Annotated in this window: 36 protein-coding genes; 20 read left to right on the forward strand and 16 right to left on the reverse strand. The window is 60.1% G+C overall.

Annotated features, from left to right (window positions below):
* Positions 1-3: 3 nt before the first annotated feature.
* The 15 genes from ABID12_RS14720 to ABID12_RS14790 form a co-directional block, all read right to left on the reverse strand.
* Positions 4-2,436 carry a TonB-dependent siderophore receptor gene (locus ABID12_RS14720; RefSeq protein WP_354434875.1) on the reverse strand — a complete coding sequence of 811 codons (2,433 nt, stop codon included), beginning with the start codon at positions 2,434-2,436 and terminating at the stop codon, positions 4-6.
* A gap of 175 nt (positions 2,437-2,611) precedes the next feature.
* Complete coding sequence (locus tag ABID12_RS14725) at positions 2,612-3,574, reverse strand: FecR family protein (protein ID WP_354434876.1); 963 nt, start codon at positions 3,572-3,574, stop codon at positions 2,612-2,614.
* Between the two features lie 94 nt (positions 3,575-3,668).
* Entirely contained in the window at positions 3,669-4,172 is a 504-nt protein-coding gene (locus ABID12_RS14730) for a sigma-70 family RNA polymerase sigma factor (RefSeq protein ID WP_354434877.1), read from the reverse strand.
* A gap of 210 nt (positions 4,173-4,382) precedes the next feature.
* Complete coding sequence (locus tag ABID12_RS14735) at positions 4,383-5,078, reverse strand: RES family NAD+ phosphorylase (protein WP_354434878.1); 696 nt, start codon at positions 5,076-5,078, stop codon at positions 4,383-4,385.
* Positions 5,075-5,464, reverse strand: coding sequence for an MbcA/ParS/Xre antitoxin family protein (locus ABID12_RS14740; RefSeq protein WP_106301025.1), 390 nt, complete (start codon positions 5,462-5,464; stop codon positions 5,075-5,077). Before ABID12_RS14740 ends, ABID12_RS14735 begins: the two co-directional genes overlap by 4 nt.
* 496 nt (positions 5,465-5,960) lie before the next feature.
* Positions 5,961-6,290 (reverse strand): hypothetical protein, encoded by a 330-nt coding sequence (locus ABID12_RS14745; protein ID WP_354434879.1) that lies wholly within the window; start codon positions 6,288-6,290, stop codon positions 5,961-5,963.
* Positions 6,283-6,534 (reverse strand): hypothetical protein, encoded by a 252-nt coding sequence (locus ABID12_RS14750; protein ID WP_354434880.1) that lies wholly within the window; start codon positions 6,532-6,534, stop codon positions 6,283-6,285. The genes ABID12_RS14745 and ABID12_RS14750 overlap by 8 nt, the downstream gene beginning before the upstream one ends.
* A 2-nt stretch (positions 6,535-6,536) precedes the next feature.
* Positions 6,537-7,697, reverse strand: coding sequence for a site-specific integrase (locus ABID12_RS14755; RefSeq protein WP_354434881.1), 1,161 nt, complete (start codon positions 7,695-7,697; stop codon positions 6,537-6,539).
* Between the two features lie 17 nt (positions 7,698-7,714).
* Positions 7,715-8,113: a hypothetical protein gene (locus ABID12_RS14760; RefSeq protein ID WP_354434882.1), complete on the reverse strand. Its 399-nt coding sequence runs from the start codon at positions 8,111-8,113 to the stop codon at positions 7,715-7,717.
* The gene (locus tag ABID12_RS14765) at positions 8,097-8,405 is read right to left on the reverse strand and encodes a hypothetical protein (protein ID WP_354434883.1); all 309 of its coding nucleotides are present in this window, start codon (positions 8,403-8,405) and stop codon (positions 8,097-8,099) included. The genes ABID12_RS14760 and ABID12_RS14765 overlap by 17 nt, the downstream gene beginning before the upstream one ends.
* Positions 8,406-8,578: 173 nt before the next feature.
* Positions 8,579-8,884, reverse strand: coding sequence for a hypothetical protein (locus ABID12_RS14770; RefSeq protein WP_354434884.1), 306 nt, complete (start codon positions 8,882-8,884; stop codon positions 8,579-8,581).
* Positions 8,881-9,171: a hypothetical protein gene (locus ABID12_RS14775; protein ID WP_354434885.1), complete on the reverse strand. Its 291-nt coding sequence runs from the start codon at positions 9,169-9,171 to the stop codon at positions 8,881-8,883. Before ABID12_RS14775 ends, ABID12_RS14770 begins: the two co-directional genes overlap by 4 nt.
* Positions 9,168-9,542 carry a hypothetical protein gene (locus ABID12_RS14780; protein WP_354434886.1) on the reverse strand — a complete coding sequence of 125 codons (375 nt, stop codon included), beginning with the start codon at positions 9,540-9,542 and terminating at the stop codon, positions 9,168-9,170. Before ABID12_RS14780 ends, ABID12_RS14775 begins: the two co-directional genes overlap by 4 nt.
* A complete protein-coding gene (locus ABID12_RS14785; protein ID WP_354434887.1) occupies positions 9,539-9,841 on the reverse strand; it encodes a hypothetical protein in 303 nt (100 codons plus the stop codon). The genes ABID12_RS14780 and ABID12_RS14785 overlap by 4 nt, the downstream gene beginning before the upstream one ends.
* Before the next feature lie 147 nt (positions 9,842-9,988).
* The gene (locus tag ABID12_RS14790; protein ID WP_354434888.1) at positions 9,989-10,612 is read right to left on the reverse strand and encodes a helix-turn-helix domain-containing protein; all 624 of its coding nucleotides are present in this window, start codon (positions 10,610-10,612) and stop codon (positions 9,989-9,991) included.
* Between the two features lie 99 nt (positions 10,613-10,711).
* On the opposite strand from ABID12_RS14790, the gene ABID12_RS14795 reads away from it, so the two are divergent.
* The 17 genes from ABID12_RS14795 to ABID12_RS14875 all read left to right on the forward strand — a co-directional run bounded on the left by ABID12_RS14795 (position 10,712) and on the right by ABID12_RS14875 (position 19,078).
* On the forward strand, positions 10,712-10,915 hold the full coding sequence (locus tag ABID12_RS14795; protein WP_354434889.1) for a helix-turn-helix domain-containing protein: 204 nt from the start codon (positions 10,712-10,714) through the stop codon (positions 10,913-10,915).
* Positions 10,912-11,190, forward strand: coding sequence for a hypothetical protein (locus tag ABID12_RS14800; protein ID WP_354434890.1), 279 nt, complete (start codon positions 10,912-10,914; stop codon positions 11,188-11,190). The genes ABID12_RS14795 and ABID12_RS14800 overlap by 4 nt, the downstream gene beginning before the upstream one ends.
* A complete protein-coding gene (locus ABID12_RS14805) occupies positions 11,187-11,312 on the forward strand; it encodes a hypothetical protein (protein WP_354434891.1) in 126 nt (41 codons plus the stop codon). Before ABID12_RS14800 ends, ABID12_RS14805 begins: the two co-directional genes overlap by 4 nt.
* Positions 11,313-11,431: 119 nt before the next feature.
* Positions 11,432-11,662, forward strand: a complete 231-nt coding sequence (locus tag ABID12_RS14810; protein ID WP_354434892.1) for a DUF3310 domain-containing protein — start codon at positions 11,432-11,434, stop codon at positions 11,660-11,662.
* A complete protein-coding gene (locus tag ABID12_RS14815) occupies positions 11,659-12,054 on the forward strand; it encodes a hypothetical protein (RefSeq protein WP_354434893.1) in 396 nt (131 codons plus the stop codon). Before ABID12_RS14810 ends, ABID12_RS14815 begins: the two co-directional genes overlap by 4 nt.
* The gene (locus tag ABID12_RS14820; RefSeq protein WP_354434894.1) at positions 12,051-12,224 is read left to right on the forward strand and encodes a hypothetical protein; all 174 of its coding nucleotides are present in this window, start codon (positions 12,051-12,053) and stop codon (positions 12,222-12,224) included. The genes ABID12_RS14815 and ABID12_RS14820 overlap by 4 nt, the downstream gene beginning before the upstream one ends.
* Entirely contained in the window at positions 12,221-12,490 is a 270-nt protein-coding gene (locus ABID12_RS14825; RefSeq protein WP_319519841.1) for a hypothetical protein, read from the forward strand. Before ABID12_RS14820 ends, ABID12_RS14825 begins: the two co-directional genes overlap by 4 nt.
* Entirely contained in the window at positions 12,490-13,299 is an 810-nt protein-coding gene (locus ABID12_RS14830) for a DUF6551 family protein (RefSeq protein WP_354434895.1), read from the forward strand. The genes ABID12_RS14825 and ABID12_RS14830 overlap by 1 nt, the downstream gene beginning before the upstream one ends.
* Positions 13,296-13,610 (forward strand): hypothetical protein, encoded by a 315-nt coding sequence (locus tag ABID12_RS14835; protein WP_354434896.1) that lies wholly within the window; start codon positions 13,296-13,298, stop codon positions 13,608-13,610. Before ABID12_RS14830 ends, ABID12_RS14835 begins: the two co-directional genes overlap by 4 nt.
* The gene (locus tag ABID12_RS14840) at positions 13,607-13,837 is read left to right on the forward strand and encodes a hypothetical protein (RefSeq protein WP_354434897.1); all 231 of its coding nucleotides are present in this window, start codon (positions 13,607-13,609) and stop codon (positions 13,835-13,837) included. The genes ABID12_RS14835 and ABID12_RS14840 overlap by 4 nt, the downstream gene beginning before the upstream one ends.
* 56 nt (positions 13,838-13,893) lie before the next feature.
* Complete coding sequence (locus ABID12_RS14845; RefSeq protein ID WP_319519837.1) at positions 13,894-14,139, forward strand: hypothetical protein; 246 nt, start codon at positions 13,894-13,896, stop codon at positions 14,137-14,139.
* The gene (locus ABID12_RS14850; protein WP_354434898.1) at positions 14,132-14,413 is read left to right on the forward strand and encodes a hypothetical protein; all 282 of its coding nucleotides are present in this window, start codon (positions 14,132-14,134) and stop codon (positions 14,411-14,413) included. Before ABID12_RS14845 ends, ABID12_RS14850 begins: the two co-directional genes overlap by 8 nt.
* A complete protein-coding gene (locus ABID12_RS14855; RefSeq protein ID WP_354434899.1) occupies positions 14,410-14,865 on the forward strand; it encodes a hypothetical protein in 456 nt (151 codons plus the stop codon). Before ABID12_RS14850 ends, ABID12_RS14855 begins: the two co-directional genes overlap by 4 nt.
* Positions 14,858-15,160: a hypothetical protein gene (locus ABID12_RS14860; RefSeq protein WP_354434900.1), complete on the forward strand. Its 303-nt coding sequence runs from the start codon at positions 14,858-14,860 to the stop codon at positions 15,158-15,160. Before ABID12_RS14855 ends, ABID12_RS14860 begins: the two co-directional genes overlap by 8 nt.
* Complete coding sequence (locus ABID12_RS14865; RefSeq protein WP_354434901.1) at positions 15,157-16,236, forward strand: DUF7146 domain-containing protein; 1,080 nt, start codon at positions 15,157-15,159, stop codon at positions 16,234-16,236. Before ABID12_RS14860 ends, ABID12_RS14865 begins: the two co-directional genes overlap by 4 nt.
* A complete protein-coding gene (locus tag ABID12_RS14870; RefSeq protein ID WP_354434902.1) occupies positions 16,233-17,090 on the forward strand; it encodes a hypothetical protein in 858 nt (285 codons plus the stop codon). Before ABID12_RS14865 ends, ABID12_RS14870 begins: the two co-directional genes overlap by 4 nt.
* A gap of 77 nt (positions 17,091-17,167) precedes the next feature.
* On the forward strand, positions 17,168-19,078 hold the full coding sequence (locus ABID12_RS14875; RefSeq protein ID WP_354434903.1) for a hypothetical protein: 1,911 nt from the start codon (positions 17,168-17,170) through the stop codon (positions 19,076-19,078).
* A gap of 242 nt (positions 19,079-19,320) precedes the next feature.
* On the opposite strand, the gene ABID12_RS14880 is transcribed toward ABID12_RS14875, so the two are convergent.
* Positions 19,321-19,539 (reverse strand): hypothetical protein, encoded by a 219-nt coding sequence (locus ABID12_RS14880; protein ID WP_354434904.1) that lies wholly within the window; start codon positions 19,537-19,539, stop codon positions 19,321-19,323.
* A gap of 505 nt (positions 19,540-20,044) precedes the next feature.
* Between ABID12_RS14880 and ABID12_RS14885 the strand changes: the two genes are divergently transcribed.
* From ABID12_RS14885 to ABID12_RS14895, 3 genes are all read left to right on the forward strand, one after another.
* Positions 20,045-20,572: a hypothetical protein gene (locus ABID12_RS14885; RefSeq protein WP_354434905.1), complete on the forward strand. Its 528-nt coding sequence runs from the start codon at positions 20,045-20,047 to the stop codon at positions 20,570-20,572.
* Between the two features lie 495 nt (positions 20,573-21,067).
* The gene (locus ABID12_RS14890) at positions 21,068-22,801 is read left to right on the forward strand and encodes a hypothetical protein (protein WP_354434906.1); all 1,734 of its coding nucleotides are present in this window, start codon (positions 21,068-21,070) and stop codon (positions 22,799-22,801) included.
* The gene (locus tag ABID12_RS14895; protein WP_354434907.1) at positions 22,798-23,280 is read left to right on the forward strand and encodes a hypothetical protein; all 483 of its coding nucleotides are present in this window, start codon (positions 22,798-22,800) and stop codon (positions 23,278-23,280) included. Before ABID12_RS14890 ends, ABID12_RS14895 begins: the two co-directional genes overlap by 4 nt.
* The last annotated feature ends 64 nt before the right edge of the window (positions 23,281-23,344 follow it).

Raw genomic sequence — 23,344 nt, forward strand, 5'->3', positions numbered from 1 at the left:
CGATTACCAGCTGTATTTCAGCGTGCCGTAAATCGTGCGCCCGTCACCCCAGTTGCAGCCCGTGGCCGCGATGCAGGTCGAGACATATTTCTTGTCGAACAGGTTGGAGACGTTGAGCGAACCCGTCAGCCCGTCATATTTCTGATCGATCGCCGCGAAGTCGTAGCGGATGGCGGCATCGAACAGCGTATAGTCGGGAATGTCGTAGACATTGGCATTGTCGCCATAGGTCTGGCCCATATAGCGCGCGCCGCCGCCGAAGCTTAAGCCGCCCCATGCCGTATCCGACTGAACCGTGTAGTCGAGCCACAGCGAGGCCTGATGGCGCGGCACAAAGGCCAGCCGGTTGCCGACATCGCTGGCACCGGCGGCATCGGGATTATCCTCGGTGATCTTGCTGTCGGTATAGGCGTAGGAGGCAATCAGCGAGAGACCGTCGGTCAGTTCCGCCTTGCCTTCGACCTCGATACCGCGCAACCGCACTTCGCCGGTCTGGGTGTTGTAGTTGATATTGGCCGGGTCGGGCGTCAGCACGTCATTCTGGGTCAACTGATAGGCCGAAACGCTGACCGAGATATCCTCGTTGAACGGCACATAGCGCAGGCCGACTTCGAACTGTTCGCCGGTCGTCGGGTTGAACGGATTGCCGTTCCGGTCGGTTCCGCTTTGCGGATTGAACGAGGTGGAATAGCCCGCATAGGGCGAAATGCCATTGTCGAAATTATAGACAAGGCCAGTCCGCCAGGTGAACTTGCCGTCATTCTGGTCGACCGTGGCATCGCCGGAGGCATTGCGGGTCCGGGTCTTGGTGTCGGCCCAGTCATACCGGCCGCCAAGCGTCCAGACGAAATTGTCCCACTCGATCTGGTCCTGCGCATAAAGGCCGAGCTGCGAACGCTCCTGATCGATCCGCATAGCCGCCGGCGGACGGGAAATCGGCGTTGCGCCATAGACCGGGTCATAGGCGTCGAACGGCGTCGTGATGATCGTCAACTGCGATTCCTCGAAATGGCTGGTCTCGTAGGAATAGTCGAGGCCGAGCAGCAGCGAGTGTTCGGTTTCGCCAAGGGAGAATGTGCCGATCGCCTGGTTATCCACGGTAAACAGGTGCGAGCGCTCGGGAAACGCCCAGGCATAGCGCATAAGCGCCGCCGGATCGCAGACCATGCCCGCAAGGCACGCCGGCGCCACACGCTGGGTGTCGGCATTCACATAGGCATAGCGCAGGTTCTGCTTGACCGCCCAGGTGTCGTTGAATTCATGGTCCAGCTCATAGCCGGCCCAGGTCTGCACCAGTTCGAACTTGTCGTAATCCGGCTCGCCAACAAAGGTGTCGCGCGGCAGTTCCGGGTAGACATCGGTGTAGAGCGTGCCGTTTGCCGTCAGGGTCGGAAAGCCGCCGCCGCCATTGGATTTGACCTTCTGGTACTGGCCATAAAGCGTCAGCGATGTGGCGTCATCGGGTGCGAAGGTCAGCGACGGCGCGAAGAAGCCCTTCTTCTCGTCGACATAGTTATATTGCGTGTCGGAAATCCGCCCAAGCCCGGTCAGGCGGTACAGGATCGTGCCTTCGTCGTTGAGACGGCCGCCGAAGTCGAACGCGGTCTGGAAGCGGTCATAGCTGCCCGCCTGCAGTTCAATCTCGCGGATTTCCTCATCGCGCGGGCGCTTACTGACCATGTTGATCAACCCGCCCGGCAGGTTCTGGCCGTAAAGCACCGATGTCGGGCCCTTCAGCACTTCGGCGCTTTCCAGCCCGTAAGGCTCGATCTTCGGCTGGGCGTAGCCGCGCGCGCCGAACGGAAGGCGAAGGCCGTCGAGATAACGCCCCGGCCGGAAACCGCGTACCGAGAACCAGTCCACGCGCGCATCGGCATCGCCATATTGCGCCACCACGCCGGGCGTATAGCGCAGCGCCTGCACCACCGTTTCCGAACCCTGAATATCCATCTGGTCGCGGGTCACGACATTGACGGCCTGCGGGGTATCCTTGATCGGCAGGCCGGATTTCGCCCCGGTTCCGCTCGCTGTCGCGACGATGCCGACATTGCCACCGGCACTGGTTGTCACCGTCACCGGCTCCAGAAATGTCGTATCATCCGCGTCGCCGCCACCGGCGCCGAAGGAAACCGGTTCGGGCGCAGAAATGGCCACCGTCCGGTCATTGGTGAAGGTATAGACCAGACCGGAGCCTTGAAGGATTGCAGAGAGCGCCTGCTGCGGGCTGGCGGTTCCGCTGAAGCCGGGAGAGGCTTTTCCGGCCACGACCGATGCGAGATAGGTCACCTGCAGATCGGCCTGGCGGCCAAACGTCGTCAACGCCCCACTCAGCGATCCGTCCGGAATGGTAAAACCGGTTTGTGCCTGCACCTGCGCCACGGCCGGCGTGGACGCGCTCACATGCAGCAGACCACCTGTGGCCAGAACCAGAGCCACGACTGCAGTTCCGTTCTTCAACCTGTTGAATATCATGTTTTTTTCGTTGATGCGCCCCATGCGTCAACCACTCCGTTGCATTGAATTTTGCGGCAACGGGCAGCGATCCGGCCCATTGTCCTCAAAGCTAGTACAAACGGGCTGACAAAATATTCACCCTTTACTCAACTTTTTTTCAGACAGGCGAAACGATGGTCAGCAGCGAGGAGATACGCCGAACCTTTGCGTTTGCCGGATGGACGGCGGCTTCCAGCGCGCTGAAAGGCCTGTCGAGATCGAAAACCCCGCTGACATAGCGGCTGCCGATAAAGGGATCGGCAATCACGATCCGCCCGGGAATCCAGCGCCCGATGCGCAGCGCCAGCGCCGAGACCGGTTCGTTTTCGGCAATGATAAGATTGTCACGCCACGAGCCGATCATGTCGCGCTCCCGTCTGCCCCGCCCGATGGCACCGGATGACGCGTCAAAGCTGAGCCAGTCCCCCTGCCAGAGTTCCTCATCGCCGGAAAACTGCCGGCGCTGCGAAGAGAGGTTTACCCGGCCGTCATCGACCCCCACGGTCACATAGTCGCCATCGCTGCTGATATCGAAAGCGCCACTGGAGGATGCGGCGCGCAGAGGCCCGGCCATGACGGACAGCGGTGCGCCCGGCAGCGGCGCGACCCACAGGAAGGTCATGCCCGCCAGCAGCCTGATTGCCCGCTGCTGTTCGCCGAAATCCACGGCCAATGCGCTTTGCGGACCGAGGACCGCGACGCTGCCGTCTGCCAGTTCGATACGCCGAAACTCGCCCTTTCCCGTCAGATAGTCGGCACGGGCCTCAAGAAGAAGGCCCGGCCCGAACAGATAGGCCGTCGCCCCTGCCCCGACGGTCGCCGCCGCGCCGATCATGAAATTCCGCCGGGACGTCTTCAGGGCGTCACGCCGTTCAATCCGCTTCTTTTCCGAGAGAATGCGCCCGGAGGCCCCGTGAATTTTCGCGACGCGATTCCAGACCCGCTCGTGGTCATCGCTGACCGCCCGCCATGCCATGATCCTGTCAATGATCCCGGCATTGTCCGGATCGCCCTGATGGCTGATCATCAGGTCGATGGCTTCGTCCAGCAGGCGCTCTTCTTCAGGCGCGGCGTCGTTCATCTCATATCCCTCGGCGCGGCAACGGCCTGCGCATATTTCCTGCCTGTAGTACAATCGGGAGCGCCGGATTTTCCGTTCAGAATCGGCAAAAGGTTCATTCTTCTTCCGTCGCGCTGAGAAGATGACGGTATGCCTGATGGATCAGCGTCCACGCCCGGGTCGTGGAAATGCCCAGTTCCTCCCCCACTTCGGCAATCGTGCGTTCGCCGAGGCGGTGCATTTCAAAGGCCCTGCGGGTTCTTTCCGGCAATTGCTCCAGCGCCCGATAGGTTTGCAAAAGGCATTGCCGCGAATAGACGATATGCTCGGGAGACGGCGACGGATCGGCCTGCTCCCGCGCCTCGTCGCTGTCCAGATCGACGGTGCGGAGCAGCGCATCGCGGCGCTGCTGGTTGATGCCCAGATTGCGTGAAACGCGGTAGAGATAGGCCTTGGGATTATGGTTGGAAACGCCGTGCTCCGGCGGTCTGGCCAGAACGCGCTCAAACGTGTCCTGGGTAATATCGGCGGCACTTTCATCAGACATGCCGCGGCGCGTCAACGAACGTGCAATCCCCTTCGCATGAAGCCGGAACAGGCCCTGAATATCCCAACTCATTGGCATTATGCTTTGATACCCGTCCGTTCACTGCGAACATTGTGGAGGTCCGGCACACGACGCGCGCTCAAGACCGGCCACGCGGCAAGTTTAACCTTCCTTTAAAAGTCATGTTTAAGCGATGTCAATGAAAATACCGATCGGGTTTCACACGGGCAGACGGTGTCTGCCCTGTGGCTTCCAGCGACCACGATCCGTGAATGCGCGGTTTCAGGCGATGTTCTCGATGGTGTAGACGGGCGAGCCGTCCCAGAAGAGATTCCAGCTGGCGCCGGGCGTCACGTTCTGAACGGCGCCGGGGTCAAAGCAGACGAGGCAATTGCCTTCCGGCGCCCGTACCGAAGGATAGATCAGTCCGCGCGACCCGCCGCGCCGCAGCTCTTCGGCGAGAACTTGACCGGCCCTGTAGCCAATTTGCACATCCGGGTGCAGCGCTGCATGACCGACCTCGTCGGTGATGTCATCGAAACACCCGATGAAGTCCGCCCTGATCTCCACATAGCGCGCCTCGTCTTCAAAGAGGCCGGTGAATTCGAGTTCGCGCGTGCGATGAAAGGCAACTTCGGCAATCGAGACCTGAACATCCCAGGCGCAGTACCACGCCCCCCGGTCTTCCGTATTGAAACGGTTTCCGCCTTTGCGCGTGTAGGTGAAGGCCGCATTTACATGGGTGTTGCCATAGACGCGAAGGTCCGCCTTGCGGCGATACCATGCCAGTTCACGCGGATCGAAATGCGGGTTGTTTCCCGCCTCTGCCGAAAGGCGCGCATTTGTCAGCCCTTCAATCTCGGCGAGGATTTCCGCCTCGGCCTCGTTATCGACCAGTCCCCTTAATACCGGCGGCTTGTGATAGGTCGCCGGGATAAGCCGGACCAATGCACGGTCGGAGAGATTCGTCTGCCTCACGCCCCACCCCGCAGGGCATCCAGATAGGTCCTGATATGCAGGATCTGCGGCAGGCCACCTTCAATCGCCGTATCGACCGGACGCCGCCCGCTGAAAAGAGGTCCGGAATTCGGACGCGTCATCCAGCTGCCGGCAATCTTGCCGGAGAAATAAAGCTCCAGTGATTTGTATATGCCAATGACCGCGGACAGACGCAGCATCTGGTCCTTGGTCAGCTCACCGGAAAAGCCGGGTTTCTTCGCGCGCTTCCAGGTACTCTCGGACATATCGGCAAGGAAGGCAGCCTCGCGCTGCGTGAGCCCCCAGCCATCGACCACGCGGGCATAGGCCTTGAGGGCAACTGCCGCAACGTCGGCAGGCTCATGTTGTTTTTCCAGAACGTGCATATCGTTGCTCCTTGCAGACCAATATAGTCCATATGAACCTTATGTAAAGACCACATGATCTATAATGGCGACTGTCATACAACGATACATCAGTCATCCTGCACCGGGGAAAGCGATGTGGGAAAAAGCTATCGGGCCGATGTCAAACCAGCCATGCACAAGAACAGGACACGCACCGGAAACCGCTCTCAATATTGCAGAAAGCGGCAACGTTCGATGCAGCCTATTAAGGCGCAAATAAACAGGACGATGAAAGAGAAAATGGTGGGTGATGTAGGTCTCGAACCTACGACCCGCTGATTAAGAGTATTTGGAATATTTATTTATTTCAATGCTTTAGGTTCCTTTTGATTTGTGACTTTGCTGCTTTGTTACTGGTTCTGTTTCAGGTTTCGTCACACGCCTTAGGCAAGGAAAATCATCGTCGTCGTACTCCGTCCAGCCGCAGCGCTGGCAGTATGCGAACAGGAAGCCATGACGAAGATCGCAGGGCGGCTTAGTCATCGTGCGAGAACCGCAAGACGTGGGCCGCAGCGACTTCGAAAGTCGATGCACCTACTGTGATTGATCCTACTGGCGTATCTGGATACCATTGGATGGTCCACACCGAGTTATGCGCGATGGCGCGCATGCGCTCCTCCTCTGACACCCAGGATATCTGGTCATCTTCATTCCCGCTATAGAACCCATAGTTATCGTGCCAGCCCTGTGCATCTGTGTAACTGCTGGCATGCTGCTCGTTAAAGCAGACTATCAAAGAGGAAAAGCGGCCATGCAGCAGCTTGAGGAGGTCGCCGGGGTGGATGTCGGAAGGGCGGTCAGTCATCGGGAAAACTCCAAGAATACGTAGGAAACGGCGTTGCCAGTATGCGCGTGATCCAAACTCGGCCTTTTTCAGTGACCCGAAGCCTTCCATCCTCACCACTTTTGATGATCCCAGAACTCAAAAAGCCCTGAATACAATCCATTCCCGCCTGTGATTTCCAAACATCTTCCCCCACCCTTTCTATTGGATTGGGATATTTGTAAATATTCATCACAATTACGATAGCTAATGGCGATATCTCCATCTTCACTCTCCCTTGTTCCACCAGAGTTCAACCTTGTCGATTGCGCTGTCCGCCAGCTCGGGGTGGCGGGCGAAGTAGTGTTCGAGGATCTGCGTTGCCGTGGCCAGGCTGTGGCCGGTGATGGCGCAGATTTCGCCGACGGTGCAGCCGGCGCGGAAAAGCCAGGTCACGGCCGTGTCGCGCAGGTCCTGATCGCGCAGGGTGGCGCAGCTTTTCATGGTGCGGGCGGCGTGGCGGCGGACTTCCGCATAGACCTTGCGGTAGTGATCCTCCTCGAACGGGCGCCATGTGCGCTCGTCGAGGATGACATGGCTTGAGATCACTTCCGCCAGTTTGCGGCGCTCCTGGGCGGCATCGAGGCGTCTATTCAGCTCGGAAAATTCGCGGATATCGACCAGCACCTTTGTCTTGGACTGGCGCAGCATGATGCGGCCATTGCGGCGGCCGGCGATCTGATAGGCCAGGCGATCGCCCTGGCGCTGACCGGACCAGACGCCGAGCGCGATCATGTCGCCGATCTCCGGGCGTTTCAGCGCATCGGCCGTTGCGATCATATGTTCGATTTCCTCGCGTTCACCGGCGCGCACGCGCGGTTCTTCCTTCTTGAGCTTGAGCTTGTGGGCCGGGTTGATGGCGACGGCCGGCAGCTTGCCGCGCGACATGCCCCAGCTATAGGCAATACCCAAAAGGCGCATCGCCGCGTTGGCGGTGTGCAGGCCGGTCTTGCCGCGCAGCTCGTCATACATGCCGAAACAGATCGGCTGTGTCAGCGCTTCGGCTTCGGCCGCCCAGGCGTCTTTCAGATGCCGCTCGATGGAGCGGATTTTCGTGAGATAGTCTTTCTGTGTGCGCGGCTGCAGATCGCGGAAGGCCTGCGAGGTGGCGTAGTCCTTCAACAGTTCGGCAACCGTGTAATAGCTGACAGGCTTTGGCGGCGGCGTGGCGGCCTGCTTGCGGCGCGGACGGGCCTTGCGGGCGGCGGCGAGGCTTTCGGCAAACCGGCGCGACCAGTCCAGCGCCTCGCCGGCCGTCATCCATTCGCCGGCATCGTTTACCAGGTCTTCGGCCTTATAGCCCTGCTGCCGCAGCTTCGGCCCCGGCGTAAAGCGCGGACGGCCATTGCGCCATGAAACATATTTTATCTTGGGATCGGTTTTACGCATGACGGGATCCTTGAGGCTCAAAATGGGATATCGTCGCCTTCGTCGAGGGCGTGGCTGTAGCCATAGGGGCAGCCAATGGCGTGACATGCCTTGCCTGACCATCGGTGCGTATTGATCGAGCCATTCCACCGGCCCATACTGTTATGGGCACAGACGTCACAGACGCCCTTATCGGTGAAGTCCACGCGCCGACCGTTGACCCTGGTGATGCCCCGAGCGGAAACGTCCGAACGGCTTTTGGTAACGATCCAGTTGCCATCAAAACCCACAAAGACACCCCACCGCTTTGTGCCCGGGCACGCAGTGTAGGTGATGCGGTCGCCCTCTCGCAGATATTGCCGGGCGCGATCGGCGGCGCGCACCCATTCATCTCGGCTGGCGAGTTCCTTCTTTGTAAAATCAAGAGAATTGCTCATCCGCCCAGCCCTTCCAATCGAAATCACAGCCGCACTCCCATTGGCCAGACTGACCCGGCATATCCATAAGGGAGGGTACTTCATGGCAGCGCGGGCATTCCGGCTCCTGGACCGTGACCTTGGTGCCGGGAGGGAAGGTCTTGGCGGAAAGATCAAGGGTTTCCCCGATGGGGCTTTTGCCGTCCATGTCGCCTTCGGCAGAGACAACCCAGCGCGGCCGATGCTGGTCGCAGTTGGGTCCGGTGTAGATATCGGGAGCCTGTTGCGCCCACATGGTTTCTCTGAATTCCATACTAATTCTCCATCGTTGAAGGAAAAAGCGCCGGCGACATGTAAGGAGTGCCATGCCGCCGGCGCAGGGGGCGCCGCGCGTGGTTGGGAGGACTTGCGGCGCGTGCGGACCGGAACCGGAGGGGACAGGAGACCGGGCCGCGTTTTTATGATCTTCGGCGGTGCATACGCAGGTTACAGGGCCGCCTGATCGGTGTGGCCGTTTGCCGGCTTCTTTGGGAAATGGCGCCGGACTGAATGACCGGTGGCAAGCTCTATGCCGGCCGCCTGGGCCGAGGCGCAGAAATCGGCCAGCGCATTCTGCGCCGCCTGCATTTCCTGCCGCAGCTCGTCCAGCCCTTCATAGTCCGGCGCGGTGCACGCGATGCCTTCAATGAGGTCCGCCATGGCAGCGCGCGCGGTGTCGTGAATGTCCTTCATGGCAAGGCCGCGCAGCCTGATCACGGCAAGCGTTGTCGCATCTGATACGATCTCGGTCATGATCCGAGCCTTTCCAGAACGATCTGCCCGGCCATGGTCAGTTCCAGCCGGTAGCCCTTGCCTCTGCCCGGATTTTTCGCCCGGCGCACAAGGCCTTCCTTCATCAGGGCGGAAACTGTGCCGCGCTGACAATAACGGTTTCCGATATACCAGCCGCCGGAAAAGGTCTGGCGATGGTGGCGGAACTGGCCGACGGCCTGCAGCGCCTTGCGCTGGCCGGCCGTCAACGCCCGTTTCGGCGCGGCGACGGCCGGCTTGTCGAACATGCTGACGGCGGCGGCGTTCATGCGTGGCCTCCATGTTCAAAAACCATCGGATAGGATTTGCTGCGCACACCCTCGCCGCCGGCTGCGTCCAACAACCGGTCGATAAAGGCGACGGCGAACGGTTCCGCCAGCGCGGACAGCGCCTCACGATTGCCGCCGAGCAACGAGGTCAGATGATCGACCGTCATTTCAATGACAGCCTCGATAATGTCTTCCTTCGGCGTTGCGCGGTTCAGCTCGCGCATGAACATCTCCTGCACAGCGATGATCGCTTCGGGGTTTCGGAAGCGCACATGCGTGCCCTTCGTGGCGTGTTCGCCCGGCGCCTTTCGTTCGTTCAGCGCGGTGCGCAGCTGCGCAACCGTGGTTTCGATGTCGTAATGAATGCTCATGCCGCCACCCCGTTTTCGTTGGCCGGGCGGGCATATTTTGCCATCAGCCGGGCGCGGTCGTTTTCGATGACGGTTTCGCGCACGGTTGCGGCCGTGCGCTTGCGGCCGGCATCGGCATAGCCTTCCAGCCATTTTTCAACCGCGGCCTGCTGCCAGCGCAGCGGCCGGGCCAGCGGCAGCGGCGGCGGAAAGCCATACTCACGCTCAAGCGCATCACGGCGGCGCAGGAAAACGGAGCGCGAAACGCCGAGGCATTCGGCAACGGCGCTCGCTTCCATGGTGTGGTGTGTGATCGGCATCGCAACCTCCAATCCAAATCACTGCTATGTGTGACATGCTGTGACTAAATTGACAGGTTGTCAACAATTAATCCATGGATTTTGATTTATTGTGACTGACCGTGACGCACTGCGCCACGCAAAGATCAGATTTTCAGGGGAGCTGGATCAGGCTGCCGCGCGCTCGCGAATGGAAGCGATGACGACACCGCGCACCACAACGCGCTCGTTATCGACGAGCAGAGGCTTGAACAGCCGCGCGTCCATACTGGCAGCAACGAGGAAGGGGTATTCGAATATCCGCATGACGGTCTCGGCCCGGCCGGAATTGTCATAGACCTGCGCGCAGACCACATCACCCGGGCGGGGTGTGGCGCCGAGATCGATGATGACGATATCGCCCGGCATATATCCGGCCGTTTCGAGGCATCGCGAACGCAACACCCACGGATCAACGCCGTTACGGCCCTGCTTTATGGCAGCAACCGCGCCGCTGACGCTTGAAAGCGGCTCGGCGTCGAAAGGTTCACTTTCCTTTTCGCCGAGGCCGCGCGGCAGAACCGGCAGGGATGTTTCGAAAGCCGGTATGCCGGACACCCGCTCGATATTCTCTATCGAGTAGCTGTTCAGCATCCGGGTGTTATCGGGTTCGTCCTTCAAAAACCTGGACAGGGTTGACGGATCGAGGCCGGCCTCCTTGGCCAGCCGCGTCTGGCTCCATCTCTTGTGCCCAAGAATGAAGCGAACCCAGTCCAGATGTTTTTGCCGAACGTTTTCCACAACGCACAACATATGTGGGAAACGCCTTGATTGCAGTTTGTTGATTGTCACTTGACGTGATGCACCAAATCACATTAAGTCACAATTAATCAATGGAGAAGTGAGGAAAAAATGCCTCTCACATGGAAAACCGTGGACAAGTGGCGTGAAGACAAGGGTATGCGGAAATCCGACCTCGCCCGCGCTGCAGGCATTCCCGAGAACACAATCTATCGCGGCATCAAGCATAATTCGCGGCTGAACCCGAGCATGGTGCGCCTGATCCGTATGGTTTTTCCAGATCAATTCGAGGAGATGGAAAGGACGGGGTCATGAGCCGATGGAAAGTCATGGATAGCTTTGACAGCTACAAATTCGATCAAGCCGTCGATAGAGTTCTGGAAAGTCTATGGGACAGCATTGAAAGATGCCGGCAGGATGACGATGCCGGCGGCGCGCGCGTGGTGCGCGCCGATGTTTCTCACGATTTTATCTGCCTCACAATCGAGACGACCGCCGCCCCCGCTCTCACAAAGCAGGAGCTTGAAAACGCGCTCAAGGCGCTGCGCCACAGACCGCAAACAGCGCAGCGGGAAAGGACGGGATCATGAGCTGGATCGTGATCGGGCTTCTCGCCCTCGTGTTTGTGTTCTTCACCGTGTCCGGCGGCATCGGCCTTCTGATCGGCCGCGCCAATGGCAATGACACGCGCGGCAGAGGGAGGAAACGGTGATGTCAACACCTCCCAAACTCTGCCGCCAGTGCGGCAGGCCATTCGCCACTTACTTCATTTCCGGCCCAACGATCTGTCAGGCATGCCGGGCCAAGAATGATTTAAAGCGATCTCTGGCCATGCGGAAAACTGCGGCCGATCCCGATCCGGTCAACCATCCGAAGCATTACACCGAACATCCTTCCGGCATCGAGTGCATCCAGATCACCGAGCATATGGGGTTCAACCTCGGCAATGCGGTGAAATACATCTGGCGCGCCGACCTGAAGGGCAATGCGATCGAGGATCTTGAGAAGGCGCGGTGGTATCTCGACCGCGAGATTGCGCGCCGGAAAGGCGGTGCGGCATGACTGACACAAAACCGCATAAGCATTGGCGCATTGCCGTCGAAACCAGCGGTGAATTGATTGTCGCTATCGAGACAGAAATGCTCGCCGGTCGTGAACTATCCGAGCAGGACGAGGCGACGGTTGATGAGGCCGCACGGCACCTCTTGAATTGGGTCGGACGCCCCCATTTGCCTGAACAGTGGCCTGCCGAGAATAAAAGCGACGGACGCCCTTGCACGATGGACCTTTTTGTTTCCATCGCAATGGATGACATCGATGACGTCTACGACTTCAAGGAAGCGTGTCGAGACTGGTGTCAAGGCGCCTGGGCTGAAGCGCTCGAATATCTCAGCGAGAAAGCGCGTGCAGAAATCGATCGCCGCGCCCGCGCTGAGAAAGGCGGTGCGGCATGAAGCATCGCGACGAGATGGAACGGGCTGCCACGCGCAGGGTTTCGGCGATCCGGGCGGATCGGGATCGGCTGCAGGGCGCGCTTGTGCGCCATGCCATCGGCGGCGTGCTGCTTTGTGCCGGCATGGCCGCGCTGCTGGCCGTCGCGCTGCTTTCGGGGTGTCGGTTATGAGTTTCGCCGGCGCGACAATCAGGCTCCGTGGCATTGTGCCGGCGGATGCGCGGGCGGAAGGCCCGGCCGCCGTGCGCGCGGTCTACCGCGACCAGCTGGCCGTGATGAACCGCATATCCGCCGCCCTTTCCGCCGGCGGCGTCGAACTTACCGGCCACAGCTACAGCGCCGCCACCGGCCAGATGATGCTGGCCGGCACGGTGACGCACGGCAAACGCGCCGATGTGGACGATCTGAGGGCACTTTTTGCGCGGGGTGAGCGGTGATGACTGAGAAATTCAATCCTGATATCGGGCAAAAGCCCGAATTGCTTTGGGTTCCCGTCGACAAGATCATTGTTGACAACAATTACCAGCGCGAAATCAAGCCGCGCCGGGTGACGCAAATTCTGCGTGAGTTCGACTGGTCGAAGTTTCAGCCGGTCAATCTGGCAGAACAGGCCGATGGCAATTATGCCGTTTTTGACGGGCAGCACCGTGTTGCGGCCGCCAGAGCGCATCCGCATGTCAATGAAGTGCCTGCCGCCGTGGTTCGTCTTTCCGACAAGCGCGAGGAGGCCGGCGCCTTTCTCGGCGTGAACATGAACCGCACGGCCGTCATGCCTGTCGAGCGCTATTATGCCGGTCTCGAGGCTGGCGAAGCCGGGATGATGCAGATTTGCGCCGTGCTCGAGGAGGCCGGATGCGAGATCGTGCCCTATCCCGGCGCGCCGCTGAAAGCCAACCGGACCAATGCCGTCTCCTCCGTTCAGCGCGCCATCAAATATTATGGCGAAGGCGCGACAACGGCCGCCTGCAGGACGATTTCACAAGCGTGGCCCAGCGATGCCAATGCGCTGAAGGGCATTTTCATCAGCGCACTTTCGATGATCTTTCACAAGAACAAAGAAGCGATCTCGGCCGAGCGCATGAAGACGGTGCTTTCCGACCTCGACCGTCGCAGCCTCTCGACGGCCGCCGAGACGATCAAAAAACTTTCCGGCGGTTCTGCGCCCACGGCGCTCGCCCGCGCCATCTGCGAAACCTATAATCGCGGGCTTTCCAAAAACCAGATTTCCATAGCGGGGCCGCAATGAAGACGGCGCACGACCAGGACGAATTGCGGCGGTTGATTGGCGTGGTGGCGGGGCTGCGGGCGGAGATACCGGCAATCGCGGTCGAGCCATGGGCGCAATATCACGCCAGCGTGGCTGCGCATCGCACGGCGGCAGTGGCGGCGCTGGAAAAGCTTGGCGCCGAGGAAGGCGCGAAGACGCGCGACAGCTGGAACGGCACGTTCATCATTCTGGCCGGGATCAGATCAAGTTCGACCGGCGGGATAGCGGCCGCGCTTTGCAACTGGCAGCGCGCGGCGGAACTGAAACTGAAGTTGGAGGCGCAGGCATGAGTACGAAGCTGATGGCAGACATCGACGCCGAAAGCATTCTTGACGCTATGAGTGAAGACGCGGGCTTTGCGCTCGAGCTTTGGAAAGAGCTGACAAGCCGTCTTCATGACGGAGCGCTCCTGGACGACGCCGTAGACATTATTTCAACCGGATTTGATGAGCGGCAGAAGGCGATTTTTATCGCTGTTTTCGAGCGCCTTTCTAAGTCAGTCAATTCCGAACTTTAGCCCAATCACCAAGGCCTTTTTGTTGTGCGTAGGGCCGCCTTTGACCAGGTGGCGAGATGACGAAGCGAAATCTTTACCGGCCCGACCAGGCTGATGCGCTCTCTACCATCGAGACGCGGCGGCAGGTCATGGACGTGCATCATTCCGAGCTGGCGGATACGGCCGGGATTTCACGCGAGACATGGCGGCGGATCAGGCGGGAGAAGCGCGCCTTTCCGGCACAGATTACCGCCTTGCGGTTTGCGCTGCGCACGATCGAGGCGCGGCGGCGCGGGGCGGAAGGGGTGTTCCCCGATGACTGACCGGCTGATGCTGCGCGCCGGCGGAACGGCGCTTCGATCCATACGCCTTGCCGTTTCCTTCATGCCGGAGCTGCAGCCCCGGAAAAAGGCGGTCGAGATCTATCTGCTGGTGACCGGCTGCAACCTGAACCAGACAGACGCGGCCACGCTGTGCGGCTGCACAAAGCAGAATATTTCGAAACATCTTCGCCGGGTGGAAAAGGCCCGCGAGGACATGGCCTTTGACCGCGCGCTGGCGCGGATTGAGGCGGTGATGACGGGAGAGATCATATGAGCGCCGGGGAAGACCTGATCCGCACCATAATCGCCCAGCGATACAGATCCACGCTCGAGGATGCTTGGACAAAGGCGCTCGGCTCGGCGCCGAGATCCGACGCGACGATATCGCTTCCGACGCTGGAACAGTACTTCACAGATGCCGCAGCCAAGATGCTCGAGCGATCTATCTGCATTCGCATATCACCGCACACGGATCTGATCAGCCACCTCCCGATCGTCGAGAAATCCTATCTGCGGAGAGATCTCGACGGATCGCTACCCTACAGCTTCAAGGGTGTTGCGATCCATAAAGACGATCGCATCCCCGAAAACATCATCACGATTTTCGCAGGCAACAAGCTGCTGAAGTGCGCCCCGCTCACACCGGAAGCGACGGAGGTGGCGAGCAGGTTCGCCGGTCTGATGATACTCAATGACATGGTTGTGAAGGATGGCTGCGATGACTGAGACGCCGCATCTTTCCGCAGCCGAAAAACGCCTCGTCGAGCGTCTGCAGTCCAAGAAGTCGATTATCGCGCGCATGGCTTCCGACAGCGAAACAGCGATCCGGCTGGGCAATGGCTATGTGTATTTTTCCATTCCAGACGGCAAGCATGTGAAGGCGGAGACGGTTACGAGCCTTGCCGGCAAGGGCATGCTGACCGAGCAGGATGATTGCCTGTTTGCTGGGGGGGGGCAGACATTGCGCCTGGCCGACCCGCTGCCGGCATTCACCAGCGGCCGGAGGCGTAAAGCCAAATGAGCCGCTTTTCCGTCGCCAAGGACCGTGCGATCGACGATCTGGAAAGCATCGTCGAGGAGCTTTACCGCGCCAGCCGGCGCCACAAGCGCACCGGGCTTTGGAACATCGTCAATCCCTATCGGGCCAAGGCGAAGCCGGAGCAGATGTGCGTGTGGCTGACGGGCAACCGGCGCGGCGCGTTCAAGGATTTCGTTTCCGGCGACAAGGGCGATGCAATTGACCTGGTGGCCTATGCGCTGGCCGGTGCGGTGAGCGATGACAGCCGCATGGCGGCGGTGGAATGGCTGGAAGAACGCTACGGCCTGAAGGACATGGACCCGGCGCGCAAGCGGCGGATGGAGGCCGAGGGCAAGAGCCGGCGGCTGGCGGCCGAGGCGAAGGAAAAGACCCGGCGGGAAAACAATATCAACCGGGCGCGCAAGTTTTTCTATGCCTGCAGCGAGACCGTGGCCGGCACGCCGGTGGAGACCTATCTGCAAAGCCGTGGCATTGCCCTTTCCGCCATTCCCGCACTCGGGCACGCGATCCGGTATCGCCATGACTGCGAATACTGGATGGAAGACGAACGGCCGCTGATGCCGGCCATGGTGCACGCCATGGTGACGGCCGGCGGCAAGGTGGCGGCGAACCATTACACCTTCCTGCGCGCCGACGGCAGCGGCAAGGCCGATGTGTTCAAGGCCAAGCTGATGTTTCCCGAAACCAGCGGGCTTGTGATCCGGCTGACCAATGGCGCGGCCGGGATCGGCGCGGAGCAGGCCGCGCGTGAGGGCGTTTGCGAGCTGGTCGGCATCGTCGAGGGCTGTGAGGATGGCTATTCCGCCGCGATTGCCGCACCAGATATGCGCATGTGGGCAACCGGCTCGCTGTCCGGGCTTTTACATATGCCCGACCACGCGGCTGCGAGCGGCTTCATCATCTTCCAGGACAATGACTGGGGCAAGCGCCAGGCGCAGGACCTGTTTCGCCGCGCGGTGGCGCGGATCAAAGGCTTCGGCAAGCCGGTGGAAGTGGTTTCCATGCCGGCGAGCTGGGGGAAGGACGTCAACGATGCTTATCAAAGGAGAACGTGGTGAAACTCGATATCATGGAACTCGACCTCGTTGAGGCGGCGGCCGCTGTGGCCCATGCGGCTGCAAGCCAGCTTTACGGCATGCTGAACGAGACGGAAGGTTATGACTGGGCCGGAACCGGCCTTGAGGGCGATGCGCTGGCGACGGTGATCTGGCAGATGGGACACTACTGCCAGAAAAAGACGGCCTATGGCGAACAGCTTTGGCTGAGACTGAAATACAGCCTCGTCGCTCATACTCCAGGCGAAGCGAGACCGACACTGCAGGAAGGCGTGCCAGAGAGCCACCTTTTTGCCGATGTCGAGATCTCGCGGCAATGGGCATTCCTGACCTTTGCGCAGGTATTTATGGCGCAATACGACCGGATGAACAAACAGCGCGATGCGCTGACCACCCGTGCCGCAATGGAAGCCCTAAAGGCGCCGACGCCGCCGAAGATCGAAGACACGATTTTTGAGCCGATCGGCAGCATGGGCGAAATGGAGCCGCATGCGCTGGATTTCCTCAAAAAACTTTCCAAACCGAAAGCCCCTGCCACCGAAATGCCGCCGGCGATCGTCGCGCATGAGGGCGGGGCGCAGATGCAGCCGATCAACCTTGGAGCGACCAGTGAAGAAGAAACAGCAAATCAACAGCCGCAAGCTGGCACGAACGCGGAACCGGAAGCAGGCGGAGCACCGCAGGGTGCACCGGTGGTTCCGGGCGATGGTGATCCGCCCGCTGCAGGCGACGGGAACGGACAGCAGGGCGAACCGGATGGCGCGGCTGCAGGTGCTGGCAAGACTGTGAAAACGCCGCCCACGACCCGCAAAACGGCCGCAAAGGGCAAAAGCCGGCGCAAGGCTCCGCGAAACTGAGCGGTCAATTGTCAACCTGAAGCCGGTTTCAGACCGGCTTTTGCGGGTGAAGAAAAGTTTTCCACAGGTAAATTGCAATGCAAGAGCAGGACAACACGCAAGACGGCGGCCAGAACGGCGGCGCGAAACGCGTCGGCGGTCTGATTGCGGCGGCCGGGCAGCGCGCCAAGCTGGAGGCAAAGCGGCGCGATGCGGTTTATCCGCTGCCCGGCCAGCCATGGAACGGCATTCCGCCGGGAGAATGGCCGGAAAAAGGCGAGATCGATGACACCGGTTTTCTGCCAAAGGCATGCCCGGTGCGCCCGCTCGGCTATGAAGGAGAGGCGTTTTATTTCGTCGATACGATGGGGCAGGTTTTCAACTCTGCCGCTGCAGGCCGTCTTGGCGTCGAGCGGATGCAGATCCTTTTCGCCGGGCATGAGGATTTTCTTTACTGGGCGTGGCCTGCCAAGGAACCGAAAAAGATGGCGGCCGACCCCGGCTTCAAGAGCGAGCGCGTGCGGCGCGATCTTTTTGCCGCCTGCCGGGCGCGCGGCGCATGGAGCATGAGCGACACCGTGCGCGGGCGCGGCGCCTGGCGCGATGACCAGGGCGGGCTGATGATCCATTGCGGCGATGCCATGTGGATCGAGGGACAGCTGGAAGATACCGGCGAATATGACGGCTATTTCTATCCGCGCCGGCCGGCGAGCTTTACGCCATGGGCCGAACCTGTTCAGCAGAAGGACAATCCGGCGACCACGCTTTTCGAGATATTGCGGACGTGGAATTTCGCGCGCGGCGATGTGGATGTGATGTTTCTGATCGGCTGGCTCGGCGTGGCCATGCTGGGCGGGGCGCTGGACTGGCGGCCGTCGATTTTCATGGTCGGCGATGCCGGAACAGGCAAATCCGAGCTTTTCGGCAAGAACGGGCTGATCCGTTCAGTGCTGGGCAAGATGATGGTGGCCACGACGAACGCCAGCGAGGCCGGGCTTTACCAGCTTGTCGGCCATGACAGCGTGCCGATCGCGATCGACGAACTTGAAGGCGAAGACGGGCAGGACCAGGCGCAGAAGGTGATCAAGATGGCGCGTGATGCGGCTTCGGGATCGGTGCGCATCCGTGGCGGGCAGAACCACAAGGGCGTGGAATTTCAGGCGCAATCGAGTTTCGCATTCTCGGGGATCAATCCCCCGCCCATTCCACCGGCAAACCTTACGCGGCTTGTGATCGTGGAAATGATGCCGCTGAAGGTGACCAGCAACAAGGCGCCGACGCTGCCGGCAGCCGAGACCGTGGGACCGCGCCTGTTGCGGATCCTTGCGGATGGCTGGGGCGACCTCGATTACAAGCTGGACCAGTATTATGCCGTGTTGCGCGAGGCCGGGCACAACAGCCGTGGGCAGAAGACCTATGGCACGTTTCTGGCGCTGGCGCATACGCTGATCGGCGATGACGGATTGCATGCGCTGGGGATGCCGAGCGAACAGGGCGGCGACCTGCACCGCTGGGGCGAATGGCTGCAGGCCGAGGCCATGCCTGAGCTGGAAGGCGCGGGCGAGACCTGGCGCCAGGCGATCGACCTTATTCTGACAAGCGAGATCGATGCCTATTCCGGCGGTGTGCGGAACACGGTTTCCGAGGTGCTTGACGATCTGAAGCAGGGCCGCAGCAGCGACCCCATGGGCGGCGGGCCGGCGTCCGCCTTCGAGGAAACACGGCGCAAGCTGGGCCATGCGGATCTCGGGCTTTATGGCAGCGTCAAGAGCGGGCTTATCCTCGCCATTCCCAACAGTTCGAAGAAGATTGGCCGTGCGCTGCTGGATACGCCATTCGGCGACCGTGGCGGCAACGGATCGTGGAAATGGGCGCTGCGCCGCGCGCCGTCGCACATCGTGAAGCGCGGCATCGACGATGGCAGCGGGCGCGAGGATAACCGCGTCACCATTGCCGGCCGGCAGGTGCGGTGTTTGTTTGTCGACCTCAAGGCATACGGAGCGCTTTGATGTTGCACTTTAACTTGGCGTACTCGCCACTTTCAGCCGCACTATCACGTCATCAAGATCCGCAGATCGTTCGAGGCAGATACGCCAAAGGTCAAGCGCAACACCTTGAGGCACATCATCAGCGCCGGAAACCCAGCGCCGAATTGTTCGATCAGAGACACCCAGATCTTTGGCTAAATCGGACTGCCAACGAGGACCATAGAGAACCTCGCCAGCGTCTTTCAGGAGCTTGTTACTCATCGTTAGGCCAGGAACTTTGCAAACTCGACCAAGCGATCTTCATCCAACCAATGGCCGGACTGCGGATTGCATACCCACACATCCCCCTTGTCATCAATATCGTTTTCGGTGGTGTTGTTGAACTGGACGACAGCTTCGAGAACTTCCTCGCGGCCGGCAAATTCGATGGCCTCAAGGATGTGAGTGCGGGCTTCTTCAGCGGTTTCGATGATTTTGGTCATTTCGGGTCTCCTACCCAGTTTCGGCGGGGCCAACCCCCTTCCGTTCATGTCCTATATTTAGGACTTACTGTTTCGCAAGTCAACTACATTTTTCACAAAAAATCGCGCCATGGATGCAGAGCGCCGCCCGATTGCGTCATTTTGCACCCGAAATCCCCCACCCGGACCCGTCGAATTGCAATAAATCGCGCGGTTGACCGTTCGTGCGCGGGCGTATGGTGCACTCATGCGTGTGGCAAGACAGACAAACTGTCTAGCACTGTCTTGCTACTGTCTACGGATTTTGCGCCTCCAAGGCATTGTTTTGAAATGCAAAATCAGAACCACAAGACAATTAGACAATTAGACAGCGTTTTGTCTCGTACATACGCACACACGCGCGCGCATGTGTAGAGAATGACTGTCTAACTGTCTAATTGTCTAATTTATATATAACGTATTGTATTTATTACGTTATTCATAAGACAGCGTTTAGACAGTCTCTAGACAGTCGAAAGGCAGGGCCATGAATAAACAATCCGAAGAAACTGAAAATATGGATTGGGGTGAGTTTGCCGATGCCGGCGCCAGCTGGGAGCGGCGCGAGGCCGAACGGCTGGAGCGCGACCGCAAGGCCAAGCCCAGACGCAAGCCCGGCCGGCCGAAAGGCGCGACAAACAAGCGATCGCGCGACCTTCTCGCCCTGCAGGAGGAGAAAGGCTATGCCGATCCGGTCGAAGCGCTGATGCAGTATGTGACGATGCCGGCCGAGCAGCTGCATGCCTGGATATGCGAGCGCCAGCCGGCCAAGCCGCCGAGCCTCTGGCAGGTGATGCAGGACCAGAACGCCATGCGGGTGCAGCTTGCGCCCTACCTCCATGCCAAGATCATGAGCATGCCCCAGCAGCTTGAGGAAATGCTGCCCGCCCTGTTCCTCCATCTCGGCACCAACCAGCTCGACCAGGCGCGGCAGTTGGCCGAGCAAAAGGGCCTGTCAGTCGGTCAGCCGCTCATTGAAGAAAAGGTAAACAAAAACAATGACATGGACGATTGACGCATTTGTGACTTTTGGGCGCAACGGTCACACGGCGCATAAGGCATTGAAATCATTCAATCGGCAACTGATCAGATATCAGTGGCAGCGCCGGGCCGGACGATCGGCCACGGGCGGCACTGCCCCCTGCCCCCTGCCCCTCGCCCGCCAGATTTTTTGCCGCCGGATCGCCGCCGCCGCCGGGGCCTTTCCCCGAAAGGGGGGCACCCCCGCCCCGAGGGGGGAGGCGCTTGCGCACCGATCCCGATTTAAGCAATCGGGTGTGAGTGATCCGGGAACCGGTCAATCTGGACGCTGCGCTGCGTTCAGACGGGAACCATGGGGGTGCGGGGGATCATCAAGAGCGCGCCGGCGCCCTTCCCGCTTCTGCCGGGGTCGGGGGATGGATGGTCCTTGCCCTTCATACGGTCAACAGAATGCCCAACTGACGATGATTGAAAGGACACCTTACGGCCTCCGGCCTTCAGGTGACTTATCCGGTGTCGGCGCGCGCGCATGCGCGCCGACTGGTTCCTGCATTGTGAGGGCGCGCGCATGAGCGGCACGATCGGCAGTATTACACGCGATGATCTCAAGCGACATGAAACGCAGGAGGTGCGCGCCCTCGTTGCCAAGTACGAGATCGACGAGAAATTTTCGCCGTTCAGTTATACGCCGCCCGGCCCGGTTGCGCAGACATTCATCAAGTCGGACCTGCTAACGACGGTGATCATGGGGCCGCTTGGCGGCGGAAAGACGACGGCTTGCGTTTTCAAGCGCATCTATGCCGCCACAAAAGCCCCGATTGCCTGGCACCCCGACGATAACAAGCCGACACGCATGTGCCGCTGGGTGGTTCTCCGCGACACATTCCGATCGGCGGAAAAGACCGTGCTGGAGAGCTGGAAACAATGGTTTCCAAAAGGGTATCCGGGTTCGTCATGGGCAGGCGGAAATGACCGGCCGGTGACGCATACGCTGCGCTTTATGGCTGCCGATGGCATCCGCGTAGAAGTGATCACGGAATTCGCCGGCCTTGGCGAAAACTCGATTGAAACCATGATGAAAGGCCGGGAATATTCTGGCGGATGGCTGAACGAAATCGACACGCATGCAGATGGGTCGCTGGCCGATATGGAGCAGCGCGTCGGCCGCTATCCGGCGTCGAAAAACCTGCTGACAGTGGACGAGATCGAGGACCTTAGCCGAAAACTGGGCCGCAAGCTTGTCAGCGGCCAGCGCCAGCGCATGGTGATCGGCGACATGAACGCGCCGACGGTCGATAGCTGGACCTATCGCGACCTAATCAAAAACCGGACGCCGGACAGATACCTGTTTCAGCAACCGTCCGGCCGATCCGACGACGCCGAAAACCGCTTCAACCTTGAGGCGGACTATTACGACCGCATCGTGCGCAACCAGGAGGACTGGTTTGTGCGGCGGATGGTCGATAACGAGTTTGGCTATTCCCGCGCCGGCAAGCCGGTCTATGAGGGCTTCGACCGGCGGCGGAATGTGGCGCGCATGCGGATCATGACGGACCCGAAACTGACGCTTGGCATCGGTATCGATATTTCGATGAACACCCTCAATCCTGCCTGCGTCCTTGGCCAGACACGCGCCCCCGGCCGGATTATTGTTGCCGATGAACTTTATCTCGGGCACGGCGTCGGCGCGGCGCGTTTTGGCGAGGCGCTGAAACAGAAGATTTCCGAAGACTATTCAAACGCCAGCAAAATTCGCATTTGGGTGGACCCGGCGGCAGAGCACGGCGCCGACCAGGAAGGCGGCCAGCTTTCAGCCATGGAAACACTTGCCGTCATTCTCGGCCTGCCGATCCTCATTCCCGCAGGCGGTTCGAACGAGCTTGGCATGCGGCTCGATGCGGTCAAGGCAGAGATCCGTGGTTATCTGGAGCCGGACACGCATTTGCTGATCGATCCCGAAAAGTGCCCGCTGCTGCTGGAGGGTTTCGAAGGCAAATACCGGTACAAAAAACGCGTGGAAACCGCCTCGACGGATTACGAGGAAAAGCCCGATAAAGGCCATCCGTGGTCCGATATTCATGATGGCCTGCAATATCTCGTGCTCGGCTTTCGCGGCCGCACCGGCGCCATTCGCGGCGCGGCCGATGCCGCGCGACCTTCCAGCCAGGGCGACCGCTTCGGCCGAACGCAACGGGGGAATTCGTCCCCCTGGGGTGGGGGTGGCGGCTTCGATCCGCACAAGGTGGGGCTTGTCGGCAGATGACCACGCTTGAAATTGAAACACCTGCGACGATTTTCGACATGGCCGACATGGCCGATGCCCATACGCAAATTCACTGGGCAATTGCCAAACAGATGTGGTCGCACGGGGAAACCCATGTTCTGCGGGAGGATGGCAAACCGATCTGCCTTTTCGGGATTTATCCCAATGACGGCTGGGCTGAAGCGTGGTTTTCCGTCCGCCCGGAATGCGCCCGCCACATGGGGCTTATCGTCCGCCACGGCCGGTTGACGCTAGATGCCGCGCCCTACCCTGCCATCGTGACGTTTTGCGCAACGGATGCCGGACGGCGGCTTGCCCGCCTCTGCGGCTTTCGTTTCGTCGAGCACTGGAACAACACGGAGCTTTGGCAGAGAGATGGGCGGATTATTCGGCGGGAAAAGCGGTGCGGGCGATCTTCGCAGACAGCAGGAGAGCAACCAGAGACGCCAGTTGGCCGATCTGGCGCGGCAACAGGCTGAAGTTGACCAGGCGACCGGCGGTAAGGCCGGACGCAAGACAGGCAGTCGCCTTCTGACCTTCCTT

Source organism: Martelella mangrovi (genome assembly GCF_040545495.1).
Classification (GTDB): Bacteria; Pseudomonadota; Alphaproteobacteria; order Rhizobiales; family Rhizobiaceae; genus Martelella; species Martelella mangrovi.